We start from the raw sequence: 12,984 nt of genomic DNA on the forward strand, positions 1-12,984 counted from the left end.
GGAGTTACACGAGCGAAGCGAGTGAAAAGCCGGGGGGCTGTCGTTGTCATATGCAGGAATCCCAGGGAGCGGACAGACGCACAGCCGCATTGATGATGCCGACCATCGAATAGGTCTGCGGAAAGTTGCCCCACATCTCGCCCGTGACCGGGTGGGTGTCTTCGGACAGCAGGCCCAGCGGGTTGCGCGCCGCGAGCATGGTCTCGAAGATCTGGCGTGCCTCGGCCTTGCGGCCGATCTTGGCAAGTGCGTCGATGCGCCAGAAGGTGCAGATGTTGAAGGCGGTCTCGGGCTTGCCGAAATCGTCGGCCGCTTCGTAGCGGCGCATGTAGGGGCCGTCGCAGAGCGACTTTTCCATCGCGTCCACGGTGGAGATGAAGCGCGGGTCGCGCGCGTCGATCAGGCCCACCTCGACCATCAGCAGGATGCTCGCGTCGAGCTCGTGTCCGCCGAAGCTCTCGGCAAAGGCCTGGCGTTCTTCGCACCAGGACTTTTCGAGAATCTCTTCTTTCATGCGCGCGGCATGGCCGTGCCAGTAGGCGGCGCGGTCGGGCAGCTCCAGGGTGCGCGCGATCTTGGAGAGCCGGTCGCAGGCGGCCCAGCTCATCAGCGCCGAGCTGGTGTGCACGCGTGCGCGTGTGCGCAGCTCCCACATGCCGGCGTCGGGTGTGCCGTAGACGCGCACGGCTTGCTCGCCGACCGCCTCGAGGTGTGGAAACTCGGCCACGCCCGCACGGGCGAGCAGCCGGTGATCGTGAAAGGCCTGCGCCGCGCCGAGCACGATGTTGCCGTACACGTCGTGCTGGAAATGCTCCTGCGCCTGGTTGCCCACGCGCACCGGGCCCATGCCGCGGTAGCCGGGAAGACCTTCGACGAACGACTCGGGCAGTTCGCGCTCGAGGCCGATGCCGTACAGCGGCTGGATGTGCTCGCCGTGCGAGCCGATGACCACGTTGCCCAGCCACCGCAGGTAGTCTTCCATGGTGCCCACTTCGCTCAGCGAGTTGAGCGCGCGCACCACGAAGAAGGCATCGCGCAGCCAGCAGTAGCGGTAGTCCCAGTTGCGCTGGCTGCCCGGCGCCTCGGGGATGCTGGTGGTCATCGCGGCGACGATGGCTCCGGTGTCCTCGTACAGCGAGAGCTTGAGCGTGATGGCTGCGCGGATCACCGCGTCCTGGTATTCAAACGGAATCGCGAGGCGCTTGCTCCAGGTGCGCCAGTACGAAATGGTCTCCTGCTCGAACTTGCGCGCGGTGTCGGCAATGCCGTCCAGCAGCGTCTCGTCCACGCCGAACATGAAGTTGTACTCGCGCGAGATCACGAAGGGCTGGCGCGAGAGGATGTGCGAGATCGAGGCGTCGGTGTTCAGCCGCAGCGTGACGTCGGGGCCGACATAGCGGATGTGGTTGCTGCCGCGCGTCACCTCGATGGGCTCCGAGGCGCCCCACTGGAAGCGCGGGTCCAGCGACACGCGGATGCGCGGCGCACCGGCAATCGGGCGCACGCGGCGCACCATCATCAGCGGGCGGAAGTAGCGCGAGCGGCTGTAAAAGCGCGGCGCGAAGTCGGTGATCTCGATGCCCTGGCCGGCGCTGTCGAAGAGCTGCGTGCGCAGCACGGCGGTGTTCGGCTCGTACCACTGCTTGGCCTCGGCGAAGTCCTCGATGTCGATGCTCCAGGCGCCGGCGCCTTCGCCAGGATGCAGCAGCGCGTTGAACACCGGGTCGCCGTCGAAGCGCGGCAGGCAGCACCAGACCGCGCGGCCGCGCGCATCGATGAGCGCGCTGTAGGCGCAGTTGCCGATCACGCCGACGTTCAGCGATGGCTCTGCCGGTGGCGCGAAGCCGCGCGGTCCGGGCGCCGCGGCGGCCTGCACGTCGACCGGCGCGCGGTCGTCGGGCCCGGCGGCATCGGCCAGGGACTGGCCGGCGCGGTCCTCGGGCGCCTCCGGCAGTTGTTGTTCGCTCATCCGGGATTCCTCGGTTCTTCTGTTTTCTGTTCGGTGTTCGCAGGGGGTTGTGCCACCAGCATGTCGCGTGCCTGCACCAGCCATTCGTAGACGGCGCGCGGCGACTCGAGCCGGTGCAGTGCCAGGCTCGGCCCCGAGCCGACCTTGATCGCGATGCCGCCGCGCGGCTGCACGACCGCGAAGCCGCTCTCGTCGGTGGTGTCGTCGCCCGCGAAGACCGGCGTGCGGCCCGCGAAGGGCGGCTCGGTCATGAAGGCATCGATGGCAATGCCCTTGTTGACGCCCGCGGGCTTGACCTCGAACACGAACTTGCCGTGCATGAGTTCGAGCTCGGGATGGTTCTGGATGGCGCGTGACATCGCATCGCGGCACACGGCTTCCAGCTGCGGCGCGAGCCGGTAGTGCAGGGCGATGGCGGCGTGCTTGCGCTCCACCAGCAGGCCTTCGTGCACGCGCGCGAGTTCGTTGGCGATCTCCAGGATGGGCACGAGGTCGGGTGCGTGCTGCTCCTGCATGTGGCCCTTGGCATCGCGGCGCTGCACGCCGTGCTCGCCGGCTGCAGGGAGCCTGAGCGGCGCGAGAAAACGGTCGATCGAATCGATCTGGCGCCCCGACACCACGGCCAGGGCGCCGCCGAGCTGGTCGCGCAGGTCGCTCAGCAGGGCGACGAGCGCGGGAGGGATCTCGATGGCCTCGGGGGTGGGCGCGAGGCCGACCAGCGTGCCGTCGAAGTCGAGGAAAAGGGCGGCGTTCCGGCCCAGCGGAGGAGGCAACTGGACGTTGCTGTCGGAGGACTTTGGCATTGGGAAAAACCATAACACGGGCATCTGACGCCGCGTGTCGGCCAAAACCGGACGTGCTGCGCGGCGGGCGCCGCGACCTGCTGATCTCTCTCAGGCAGGCCGCGTGGCCAGGCCCGGCATGAAATCGCCCAGCATGCGCAGCAGCGTGGCTGCGCTCACCGGCTTGGTGACCGGCGAGACCGCGCCCGAGCGGCTGCAGCGCGTGCGCGCCTACGGCGTTCCGGTGCTGTTCACCAGCACCTCGGCGGCATTCACCCGATCGATGCCATCGGGCCGGTCTTCAGGCTTGCAGCGATGTCGCCACGGCCTCGATGCGCGCGCGGTGGATGGCATCGCCGATCTGCGGCCCGGTGGCGCCCGACTGCTGCGCCTGGCGTGCGACCACGTCGGTGGGCACGGCCGCCGCGGTGGCCAGCACGGCGAGCAGGCGCTCCCGCTGCGGATAGGGCTTGTCCTCGAAACCGAGCCGGCCGCGCGCATCGCATTCGCAGGCCAGCAGCACCTCGGCAAAGCGCGCGGGCTTGCGGAAGGCGTCGCAGCGCTCCAGCAGGCGCACCAGCGGCGCCGCATCGAGCTCGCCGCTGCGGTGCACGTTGCCGTGCTCGCGCGCCACCACCTCGGCCAGCTCGCGGATCTCGACCGGCACGCGCCAGCGGTCGCACACCGCATGCAGCAGGTCGACGCTGCGCTTCTCGTGGCCGATGTGGCGCGGCAGCACGTCGGCGGGCGTGGTGCCTTTGCCCAGGTCGTGCATCAGGCAGGCGAAGCGCACCGGCAATGAGGCCGAGAGCCGCGCGCTGGTGTCCACGACCATCATCAGGTGCACGCCGGTGTCGATCTCGGGGTGATGGAGTTCGGGCTGCGGCACGCCCCAGAGACGATCGACTTCGGGCAGCAGCACGGCGAGCGCGCCGCAGGTGCGCAGCACCTCGAACATGCGGGAAGGCTGCGTTTCCATCAGGCCGCGCGCGAGTTCCTGCCAGACGCGCTCGGGCACCAGCGCATCGGCTTCGCCGGCCCGGACCATCTCGTGCATCAGCACCATGGTCTCGGGGGCGACCGAGAAATCGTCGAAGCGCGCGGCGAAACGCGCTACCCGCAGGATGCGCACCGGGTCTTCTCGGAAGGCGTCGGTCACGTGGCGCAGCAGCCTGTCACGCAGGTCGCGCTGGCCGTGGAAGGGGTCGGCCAGTTTTTCGGGGTCGGGTTCGAATTGGCCGTCGGCGCCCACCAGTTCGGCCGGCAGCGCGATGGCGTTGATGGTCAGGTCGCGCCGGGCGAGGTCCTGCTCCAGCGTGACATCCGGCGCGGCGTGGATGGTGAAGCCGCGGTAGCCGGGTGCGCTCTTGCGCTCGGTGCGGGCGAGGGCGTATTCCTCGCGCGTCTCGGGGTGCAAAAACACCGGGAAGTCGCGCCCCACGGGCAGGTAGCCGCGGGCGGCCATGTCTTCGGGCGTGGCGCCGACGACCAGCCAGTCGTGGTCGGACACCGGCCGCCCGAGCAGCCGGTCGCGGACGGCGCCGCCGACGAGAAAGATTTTCATGGCCGCAGTGTAGGGATGGGCGCTGGGGAATTAGGCGGGGATGAGCGATAGGGATACCCCGCACCCACTAAATAGAACGAGCGTTCGATAATCCCGGCCGCAAACAGAACGAACGTTCGTTTATTTGCTCGAACGCAGCGCCGGCCAACCGCCTCGCGCCGCGTCGGCCGGGATTTTTCAACCAAAGGAGCATTCACATCATGAAGAAAACAATGTTTGCGCTGGCGGCTCTGGGTGCCTTGGCGTCCGGCAGCGCATCAGCGCAAAACGCCGGCGACTGGGTCGTCGGTGCAGGCTGGTTCCATCTGGCGCCTCAGGATTCGAGCAAGCCGCTCACGGTCACGTCCCCGGTGCAGAGCGTGCTGCCGGGATCGGGTGCCAGCGTCAAGGACTCGGACACCTTCGGCTTCAACATCGGCTATTTCATCGACAGCCACTGGGCTGTGGAAGGCGTGCTGGGCGTTCCCCCCAAATTCAAGCTGAACGGCACCGGCACGCTGGGCCGCGTGGGCCAGCTCGGCGAAGCCCGCCAGTGGAGCCCGACCATCCTGGCCAAGTACTTCTTCAACGAAGGCAACGACGCCTTCCGTCCGTTCGTCGGCCTGGGCGGCACCTACGTCTGGTACAGCGACGTGAAGCTGACCTCCAACCTGCAGGGCGCATTGGCGAGCCAGTTCCACCAGTCGCCGTACGCGGTCAACACCACGGCCAAGCTCGACAGTGCGTTCGCACCCGTGCTCAATGCCGGCGTGGCCTACCAGTTCGACAAGCACTGGGGCGTGTCGTTCTCGGTGTCGTACATCCCGCTGAAGACCAAGGCCAAGCTGACAACGACCACGGTGAGTGGCCTGCCGGTCGCCCGCAGCGAAGCCAGCCTGAAGCTGAACCCGATCGTCACCTACGTGGCGGCGACCTACAGGTTCTGACCCGACCTGAAGGCCTTACCGCGCCGTGCGGTAGGGCTCTTCGAACTGCAGGAAATCCTTCTCCGCCAGCGCCTCGTCGATCCAGGCCTTGATGCCCGGCAGTGCCTGCACGCGTTCGATGTAGGCCGAAATGGCAGGCGGCACCGGCAGCCCGTAGGTCTTGATGCGCGTGCCGATGGGCGCGAAGTACGCGTCGGCGATGGTGAATTCGCCGAACAGCAGCGGGCCGCCATGGGTGTCGAGCAGGCCGGTCCACATCTGGACGATGCGGTCGAGGTCGCTGCGCACCTCGGGCTGTTCCTTGAGCAGCTTCGCGCCGACTCCGGGCAGCGATGCCTCGATGTTCATGCCGCAATGGTTGCGCAGGCCACCGAAGCCCGAATGCATCTCGGCGCAGATGCTGCGTGCGCGCGCGCGGTCGGCAACGCCCTTCGGCCAGAGCTGCTTGTCGGGAAAGGTCTCGGCGAGGTATTCGGCGATGGCCAGCGTGTCCCAGACGACGAGGTCGCCATCGACCAGTACCGGCACCTTCGCCACCGGGTTCAGCGCGGCGATGGTGTGCTTGAACTGCGACTCCGCCTCGAAGGAGTCGAAGCGCACCATGACTTCATCGAACGCGATGCCCGCCTGCTTCATGAGCACCCAGGGGCGCATGGACCACGACGAGTAGTTCTTGTTGCCGATGTAGAGCTTGCGCATCAGGGGATCCTCCGGTTCGGTTCAGTGCAAAGCCTTCGATGCTAGCCGCGAGGCGCGTGGCCATTGATGCCGAACGCGGTGCGGATTGATGCGGGCCGGCCCGCGCCTTCAGCGGTCGCGGGGCTTGTCGTTCGGCGAGGCGATCACGCGCGGCGCGCCTTGCGCATCGTCCTTGGGGACGGCGCGCTCCAGCAGGCTCACCAGCCGCGGCACCAGCGACAGCACCGCCAGCGCCAGCAGCGCGCTGAGCACGGCGGTCGCCTCGCGGCCGAGCCCGCAGGCCATGCCGATGGCGGCCGTCATCCACAGCCCGGCGGCGGTGGTGAGGCCCTGCACGTGCGACTCGTCCTTGCCCTGCTTGAGGATGGTGCCCGCGCAGAGAAAGCCCACGCCCGCCACCAGCCCCTGGATCACCCGGCTCATGTCGGCCGGGACGATGCCGGTCTGCTGCGGGATCAGCACGAACATCGCCGAGCCGATGGCCACCAGCATGTGGGTGCGCACGCCGGCCGCCTTGCCCTGCTGCTCGCGCTCGAAGCCCAGCACGAAGCCCAGGATGGCCGCGAGCGTGAGGCGAACGACGATGCGCGTGAGCTGCGCGACGTCCGTCACGTCCGAGAACTCGGACGCGATGGTGTTCAGGACCTCGTCGCGCCAGCTCATCTCAGGGCAGGTCTTTGTTGGGCTCGGGTTCGGCGGCGTCGCGCGGGCCGATGCGGCCCAGTCGCTCCTTCAGCGACTGCGGCTTGCCGCTGATGATCGCCGCGTAGTTGGTGGTGTTGGCCAGCACCTTCTTCACGTAGTCGCGGGTTTCGGCGAAGGGCACGTTCTCGGCCCAGATCGCGGCGTCGAGCACCGGCCCGTTGCGCCAGCTGCGCGGGCGGCCCGGGCCGGCGTTGTAGGCCGCGGCGGCCAGCGCCATGGAGCCGTCGAAATCGTCGAGCGCGAGCTTCAGGTAATTGGTGCCGATGGTGATGTTGGTTTCGCGGTCGTTGATCTGGCCGGGCGTGAAGTCGGTCATGCCGATCTTGCGGGCCGTCCAGCGCGCGGTGGCGGGCATCACCTGCATGAGGCCCGAAGCGCCGACGCCCGAGCGGGCGTCCATGATGAAGCGGCTTTCCTGGCGGATCAGGCCGTAGACGTAGGCCGGGTCCAGGCCGATGTCCTGGCTCTTGCGCAGCACCGTGTCGTGGAAGGGCATGGGAAAGCGCTGCTCCACGTCGATCGCGCCCTTGGTGCGCTCGCTGGTGTTGATGCAGCGGTCCCACACCTCGCGCTGGCAGGCGAAGTCGGCCGCGGCCAGGAGCGCGCGGTCGTCCATGCCGCCCTTGTCGTGCAGGTTGGTGGCGTAGTTCCACTCGCGCGTGCCTTCGGAGCGCAGGCCGATCGCGATGGCGTAGAGGCCGCGGTTGAGCGCGACGTTGCTGCGCGCGGCGGCTTTTTCCTCGGGCGTGAGCGGCGCGGGCCGGGTGGCCGCGACGACGCGCTGGCCCAATTCTTCGAGCGCGAGCATTTCGTAAAAGCCGCGCGTGCCGGCGATGCTGGTGTACAGATCGCGGGCCTGGGCGCGACGCTCGTCGCTGCGTTCGGTGGCGAGCGCGCGGGCCTTCCAGTAGACCCAGGTGGGGTCGAGCTGGGCGGTTTCGCTCATCGCGTTGATGGTGGGCACCACGTCCTTCCACTGGCCGGCGCGCAACGCGGTGCGCACGCGCCAGCCGAGCATGTCGTCCGACAGGTCGCTGTTCTTCGTGACGTTGGCGAAATAGCCCACGGCCTGCGGCGAGAGCTTGTTGGCCGATGCGCGGCCGATGGCGCCCCAGAGCCAGTTGCGCTCTTCGGACGAGAGCATCGGGCCCCACTTGCTGTCCAGCTGCGAGGCGGCCATGTCGGGGTCGGCAATGGCGACCTTGATGAGCGCGAGCACCACCAGTTCCTTGCGCGATTTGGCGGCCACGAAGGCGCGGCCGGTGAGGAACTTGGCCGAGCTGGCGTTGAGCTCCTCGAAAAGCGGCAGCGCATCGGGCGCGGCGATGGTGACGGCGCCGCGCGCGGCCTGCGGGCGGTTGGCTTCGATGGCCAGGCGCGCCTTCTTCCAGGCATCGTTGGGCGACATCAGGCGCGAGGCGACCATGCGGTCGGCGGCGGTGAGGCAGCCGTCGTCGGCTTCCTTCTGGCTGAACCAGCTGCGGCGCACGTCGTCGGCTTGGGCCTGCGTGGCGGTGCCCGAGCGCAGCGTCTCGGCCAGGATCGCATAGCAGCGCACCTGCGCGTCGTCGCCCATGCGGTAGCCGGCCACGTTGGCGGCAAAGCCGTCCCAATCGCGGCGCTGGCCGAGCAGCAGCAGCCAGTCGTTGCGCAGGCGGTCTTCCTGGTACGTGCCGGGGTAGCGCGCGTAGAAGTCCTGCACTTCGTTGGGCGCGGCTTCCTGCAGGCGGGCCTTCAGTTCCCAGTAGGCAGCCCAGGGTTCGAGCGCATGGCCGCGGGCTTGCGGCAGGAGGGCGGTGAGACGCGCCTTGTCGCCGCGCTGGAAGGCCTGCTTCATCTGCACCAGCACGTCGTCGTTGGTGTTGGCCTGTGCGCTGGCAGGTGGATGAAAGAGCAGTGCGGCGGCAGTCAGGACGAGGGAAAAAGCAACGGCTGGCGTTGCGTTGCGCGGGCGGTTGCGCGTGGATGCCAAAATGCTTGGGAACTGCATCGGGGGATTATGGACAAGTCAAAGGGTGCCGACACTTCGGCGACGGCGAGTTTTCTGAAGGACCAGTTGCGCAAGGCACTGATCGAACAACGCCTGGCCATGCCGGATCGGATGACGCGTGCCGACCTGCTGCAGCGCGTCATGCGCATCTGGCTGGTCGGCCGGCCCGACACCGTGATCGGCGCCTACTGGCCGATCAAGGGCGAGTTCGATCCGCTGCCCGCACTGCACCGCTGGAAGGAAGACGGCGAGCTCATGGAAGAAACCCAGCGCCGCCGCATCGGACTGCCGGTGATCGACAAGGTTCACAAGACCCTCACCTTCCATGCCTGGTACCCCGGCTGCCAGATGGAAGAAGACGCCTACGGCATTCCCAAGCCCAAGGACACCGAGCTGATCGTGCCGACCCTGCTGTTCGTGCCCTGCGTGGGCTACAGCGCGGGCGGCTACCGTCTGGGCTACGGCGGCGGCTTCTACGACCGCACGCTGGCGGCGCTGGAGCCGCGGCCGTTCACGGTGGGCCTCGGTTTCACGCATGGCTTTCTCGATGACTTCGAGCCAGAGGCGCACGACCTGCCGCTGGACGCCATCCTGAACGACAACGGCGTCGTGTGGCCAATGTCTTGAGCCCCCCGGCTTTTCACTTCGTGTAACTCCACCCCCCAAGGGGGAGGCGCGGCCCGGCGGCGGCCGCATCTCCGTTCAATCGATGTTGTCCACGGTGTCCGGATCGGGCACCTCGCCGATGGTCTCGCGCGTGGTGCCGGCCTGCAGCAGCAGCCAGTCCCAGAAGGCGTTGATCTCGGGCCGCAGCGCATTGCGCGGGCCGGCGATGAGCCAGTAGCACATCGGTGAATCCATGCGGTGCTGGGGCAGCACCTCCACCAGGTCGCCGTTGGCCAGGCTTTCGGCGATCAGCGAGCTGCGCGCCAGCACCACGCCCTGGCCGGTGAGCGCGGCCTGCACCATCTGGTAGGCGTAGTTGAAATAGAGCCAGCGCTTGGGCTGCGCGCGCTCCAGGCCGTTCACCTCGAACCAGCGCCGCCACGTCAGCCATTCGAGGTGCGTGCGGTGGGCATCGCCCGCCTCGATCAGCGTGAAGCGGGTGATGTCTTCCGGGGTCTTGATCGGCGGGCTGCTCTTGATGAGCCAGGGGCTCGCCACCGGCGTCAGGTTTTCGCCGAACAGGCGCACCGCGGTCGGCGGCATGGCCTCGCGCGGGCCGTAGCGCAGCGCGATGTCCACGTCGGCCACTTCGAGGTCGACCGCCACGTCGCTGGCGTCGATGCGGATGTCGATCTCGGGGTTGTCGCGCTGGAAGGCCTCCAGCCGCGGGATCAGCCACATCGAGGCGAAAGACGCAAAAGTGGTGAGCGACACGCTCTTGCGCCCCGCGCTCTGGCGGATCTGGCGCACCGCCATGTCGATGCGCGGCAGCGACTGCTGCACCGCGAGCAGCAACTGCGCTCCGGCGCCGGTCAGTTCCACCGCCCGCGTGTGGCGAAGGAACAGCGACACGCCCACTTCTTCCTCCAGCGACTGGATCTGCCGGCTGACGGCCGACTGGGTCAGCGCCATTTCTTCCGCCGCGGCGCGGAAATTCAGGTGCCGGGCGACGGCTTCGAAGGCACGCAGATGCCCGGCCGAGATGGGACGGGAGCGCAGGTGGGTTTGCGAATGCTGCATGGATGGGGTTCCGAGGGGCGGGCCGGCGGTCGGGTCGATTGATGCGGAATGGACATCAGTAGGCTACTTCGTTTTCATTGGACCCACAACGCCGCAGAAACGATCATTCATTCCCGAACTGCGTCATTGCCACCGTCCTGGCATCGCACCTCGGCCAAGCCAAGGAGTCTCCATCATGTCCACCGCCGTCTGCACCACCGAATCGCTCGCATCCCTGTCCATCCCCGCCCGTACCGCTGCCGCCGTGCCGCCGGCCGTACGCCGCGGCGCCTGGCAGATCGCCCCTGGCGAGGCGATGAGCCTGAAGGCGCGCACGGCCAGCGTCCTGCGCGTCAAGCAGGGCCGGGTGTGGATCACGCCCGACGCCACGCTGGCCAATCCCAGCGAAGACCTGGTGCTCGCACCGGGCGAATCGATGACGGTGGCCGCCGGCCAGCGCATCGTCATGGAAGCGTGGGATGGCTACGGTGCCACCTACTCGTGGGATCAGGCCTGACCCGGGTCGACCTCCCACGGACGGAAGGCGGCTTCGGCCGCCTTTTTTCTTTTTCAGCCGTTGATGTCGAAACTGGGGCGCAGCGCCAGGAAATGCCTGAGGGCGGCCTCGCCTTCCAGGGCGTGCACGCCGGCCATCAGGTGCGGTCCTTCGCTCTCGGCCAGGCCCATGCCGAAACCGCTGTAGTGCCGGGTTTCCAGCGGGCCCTGGTGAACCACCCGCACCTCGATGTGCCGGGGGTCCTGTTCGATGCGCCGCATCAATGCCTCCACCGCATCGCGCGGGCCTTCCAGGTGCTGGCAGAAGCGCATGCCGTCGAACACCAGCAGGCCGGTGATATTCCGCTGGGCGTTGCGCGCCCGCGCCTGGCCGACGATGGCGCCCACCGCGGTGGCCGGCAGGTCCTGCGCGAGCACGCTGCAGTAAAAGATTTCGTGGAGCGGTTGGTCTTCTGTCATGCGTCTTGGGAGAAAAACGCTGCGGAGTCTAGAGACCGACGACGCGCCGCGAAATGTAAAAAGACACAGCCAAAACGCCTATAGTGCCGCGTGAGATTCGATGACCATCCCGTTGCGGCTTCCCCTCCCCAGGGCCTCAATCCCTGCGACGACTGCGCATTGCGCCGGCTCGAGGCCTTCCTGCCCGCATCGGCCGAAGAGCTCAAGACCATCCAGTCGTTTCGCGTCGGCGCGCGGCGCGTCGAGGCCGGCAGCTCGATCGTCGAGGAGCACCGGCCCAGCCCGCAGCTCTTCACGCTCTACGCGGGATGGGCCTTCCGCTACAAGACGCTGAGCGACGGCCGGCGGCAGATCCTGAGCTTTCTCTTGCCCGGCGACTTCATCGGCCTGCAGGACGAATTCGCCGAAGGCCAGACGCATGGCGTCGAGGCGGTGACCGACGTCACCCTGTGCGTCTTTTCGCGCGACCGGCTCTGGCCGCTCTTTCATGCCCAGCCCAAGCTGGGCTACGACATCACCTGGCTGGCCGCGCGCGAGGAAAAGATGGTGGACGACAACCTCGTTACCGCCGGGCGGCGCAACGCGGCCGAGCGCGTGGCGATGCTGCTCATGCACCTGTACCGCCGCGCCGAACGCGTGGGCATGGTGCGCGACGGCTGGGTCGAGTTTCCGTTCAACCAGCAGCACATCGCCGATGCGCTGGGGCTTTCGCTGGTGCACACCAACAAGACGCTGCGCCGCCTGCAGCGCCTGGGGCTCTACAAGCTCGATGCCGGCTGGCTGCGCATCCTGGAGCCGCACGCGCTCGAGACACTGGGCGATTACTTCGAGCGTCCGCTGCGGCCCGTCCCCCTGATCTGAGCCACTGCCTCAACGCGCGGCCACCAGCTGGCGAAAGTCGCTCTGGTAGGCCTGCAGCCGGCGCACCGCCTGTTCGCGCTGGCTGGCGCTGGTGCCGTTGTGCAGGGCCGCGAGATTGCGGCAGCCTTCTTCCAGCAACACCTGCTGCTGGTCGCGCCACGGGCCGGGCGGCGGATTGGCGATGCGCAACAGGTAGGCATGCAATGCCGCGCGCGCCTCGGCCGGCGAGGGCTTCTTCGCGTTGAACCCGCGCAGCATCGCCAGCGCTTCCTGCTGGCGCTTGCGGCGCTCGGCGTCCGCCAGTTGCGGGTTGAACACCGACTGCGCCACCTGCTGCCTGAGCAGATCGCGCTGCTCGGCCGTGAGCCGGCCGTAGAAGTCTTCCATGCGGTCCAGGAACTGGTCGTAGCGCTTGTCCTGCACCTGCGCGGGCGTGCGGTCGAGCCAGTCCTTGCGGTATTCGTTGTTGAGCTTGGCGTACTTGCGTTCGAGCTGCTGCAACTGCGATTCGCTCAGGGTCAGCGCGAGGTCGGTGGTGGCCGGCTCGGCGCGCTCGGTCACGGCCAGCAGGCGCTCGCGAATGCTGTCGGCAAAGCCGCAAGCCTGCGCCGGCGTGACTTCGCCCGGTGCCAGGCCTTGCGCCTCCTGCAGCAGGGTGATGACCTTGGGCAGCTCGTTCTGCCGGTGCCAGGCCAGCAACTGGGCGAGTTCGTCGCGCACCTTGGGCGTCTGCGTGCTGTCGAAATCGAAGTAGCCGTCGAGCCACCAGTAGCTCACCTCGGGCAGGTTGTTGTAGGCCAGCCGGACCGCGCTGCAGGCCCCGAGTGCGGTAACCAAAAGCAGCACGC

At 67.9% G+C, this 12,984-nt stretch carries 13 protein-coding genes; 4 read left to right on the forward strand and 9 right to left on the reverse strand.

Features of this window, described 5'->3' with window-relative positions; translation table 11 throughout:
- Positions 1-46: 46 nt before the first annotated feature.
- The 3 genes from M2282_RS14615 to M2282_RS14625 all read right to left on the reverse strand — a co-directional run bounded on the left by M2282_RS14615 (position 47) and on the right by M2282_RS14625 (position 4,315).
- The gene (locus M2282_RS14615; RefSeq protein ID WP_280809493.1) at positions 47-1,969 is read right to left on the reverse strand and encodes a glycoside hydrolase family 15 protein; all 1,923 of its coding nucleotides are present in this window, start codon (positions 1,967-1,969) and stop codon (positions 47-49) included.
- On the reverse strand, positions 1,966-2,772 hold the full coding sequence (gene otsB, locus M2282_RS14620) for a trehalose-phosphatase (RefSeq protein ID WP_280809494.1): 807 nt from the start codon (positions 2,770-2,772) through the stop codon (positions 1,966-1,968). Before otsB ends, M2282_RS14615 begins: the two co-directional genes overlap by 4 nt.
- A gap of 280 nt (positions 2,773-3,052) precedes the next feature.
- Complete coding sequence (locus M2282_RS14625; protein WP_280809495.1) at positions 3,053-4,315, reverse strand: multifunctional CCA addition/repair protein; 1,263 nt, start codon at positions 4,313-4,315, stop codon at positions 3,053-3,055.
- Positions 4,316-4,515: 200 nt separating this feature from the next.
- Between M2282_RS14625 and M2282_RS14630 the strand changes: the two genes are divergently transcribed.
- Positions 4,516-5,241, forward strand: a complete 726-nt coding sequence (locus M2282_RS14630) for an OmpW/AlkL family protein (protein ID WP_280809496.1) — start codon at positions 4,516-4,518, stop codon at positions 5,239-5,241.
- Between the two features lie 15 nt (positions 5,242-5,256).
- On the opposite strand, the gene M2282_RS14635 is transcribed toward M2282_RS14630, so the two are convergent.
- The 3 genes from M2282_RS14635 to M2282_RS14645 all read right to left on the reverse strand — a co-directional run bounded on the left by M2282_RS14635 (position 5,257) and on the right by M2282_RS14645 (position 8,635).
- Positions 5,257-5,940 (reverse strand): glutathione S-transferase family protein, encoded by a 684-nt coding sequence (locus M2282_RS14635; RefSeq protein WP_280809497.1) that lies wholly within the window; start codon positions 5,938-5,940, stop codon positions 5,257-5,259.
- Between the two features lie 108 nt (positions 5,941-6,048).
- Positions 6,049-6,603 carry an MgtC/SapB family protein gene (locus M2282_RS14640; RefSeq protein WP_280809498.1) on the reverse strand — a complete coding sequence of 185 codons (555 nt, stop codon included), beginning with the start codon at positions 6,601-6,603 and terminating at the stop codon, positions 6,049-6,051.
- A 1-nt stretch (position 6,604) separates the two neighbouring features.
- Positions 6,605-8,635, reverse strand: a complete 2,031-nt coding sequence (locus M2282_RS14645) for a lytic transglycosylase domain-containing protein (protein ID WP_280809499.1) — start codon at positions 8,633-8,635, stop codon at positions 6,605-6,607.
- Between the two features lie 9 nt (positions 8,636-8,644).
- Between M2282_RS14645 and M2282_RS14650 the strand changes: the two genes are divergently transcribed.
- Positions 8,645-9,262 (forward strand): 5-formyltetrahydrofolate cyclo-ligase, encoded by a 618-nt coding sequence (locus tag M2282_RS14650; protein WP_280809500.1) that lies wholly within the window; start codon positions 8,645-8,647, stop codon positions 9,260-9,262.
- A 75-nt stretch (positions 9,263-9,337) separates the two neighbouring features.
- Here the strand turns inward: M2282_RS14650 and M2282_RS14655 are convergent, their stop codons facing one another.
- The gene (locus M2282_RS14655; RefSeq protein ID WP_280809502.1) at positions 9,338-10,321 is read right to left on the reverse strand and encodes a LysR substrate-binding domain-containing protein; all 984 of its coding nucleotides are present in this window, start codon (positions 10,319-10,321) and stop codon (positions 9,338-9,340) included.
- 175 nt (positions 10,322-10,496) lie between these two features.
- On the opposite strand from M2282_RS14655, the gene M2282_RS14660 reads away from it, so the two are divergent.
- Positions 10,497-10,817 (forward strand): DUF2917 domain-containing protein, encoded by a 321-nt coding sequence (locus M2282_RS14660; RefSeq protein ID WP_280809504.1) that lies wholly within the window; start codon positions 10,497-10,499, stop codon positions 10,815-10,817.
- A 53-nt stretch (positions 10,818-10,870) separates the two neighbouring features.
- On the opposite strand, the gene M2282_RS14665 is transcribed toward M2282_RS14660, so the two are convergent.
- On the reverse strand, positions 10,871-11,275 hold the full coding sequence (locus M2282_RS14665) for a BLUF domain-containing protein (RefSeq protein WP_280809505.1): 405 nt from the start codon (positions 11,273-11,275) through the stop codon (positions 10,871-10,873).
- Between the two features lie 90 nt (positions 11,276-11,365).
- Between M2282_RS14665 and M2282_RS14670 the strand changes: the two genes are divergently transcribed.
- On the forward strand, positions 11,366-12,136 hold the full coding sequence (locus tag M2282_RS14670) for a Crp/Fnr family transcriptional regulator (RefSeq protein ID WP_280809506.1): 771 nt from the start codon (positions 11,366-11,368) through the stop codon (positions 12,134-12,136).
- Positions 12,137-12,145: 9 nt separating this feature from the next.
- On the opposite strand, the gene M2282_RS14675 is transcribed toward M2282_RS14670, so the two are convergent.
- The gene (locus M2282_RS14675; protein ID WP_280809507.1) at positions 12,146-12,982 is read right to left on the reverse strand and encodes a DUF6279 family lipoprotein; all 837 of its coding nucleotides are present in this window, start codon (positions 12,980-12,982) and stop codon (positions 12,146-12,148) included.
- Positions 12,983-12,984: the final 2 nt, after the last annotated feature.

Source organism: Variovorax boronicumulans, from assembly GCF_029892485.1.
Taxonomy (GTDB): Bacteria; Pseudomonadota; Gammaproteobacteria; order Burkholderiales; family Burkholderiaceae_C; genus Variovorax; species Variovorax boronicumulans_B.